Below are 243 nucleotides of genomic sequence, written 5' to 3'. Positions count from 1 at the left end.
ATCTCGCGGATGCGAAGAACGACAAGTCGCTCGCCATCGTGCAGACGCCCGCGTTCATGACGGCGTTCGTCGCGTTGAACACGCAGAAGAAGCCGCTCGACAATCAGAAGGTGCGCGCCGCGCTGAACATGGCGTTCGACCGCGGCACGTATCTGAAGACCGTGTTCGACAATACGGCGACGGCGGCCGTGAATCCGTATCCGCCGAACACCTGGAGCTACGACAAGGCCGTGAAGGCCTGGC

At 62.1% G+C, this 243-nt stretch carries 1 protein-coding gene; it reads left to right on the top strand.

Annotated features, from left to right (window positions below; translation table 11 throughout):
* The coding region (locus SB822_RS60010) for an ABC transporter substrate-binding protein (protein ID WP_410859498.1) at nucleotides 1-243 on the top strand (243 nt) is incomplete at both ends.

This window comes from Paraburkholderia sp. SIMBA_054 (assembly GCF_046534875.1).
GTDB classification, from domain to species: Bacteria; Pseudomonadota; Gammaproteobacteria; order Burkholderiales; family Burkholderiaceae; genus Paraburkholderia; species Paraburkholderia hospita.
This window is presented reverse-complemented; position numbering and strand designations above follow the sequence as displayed.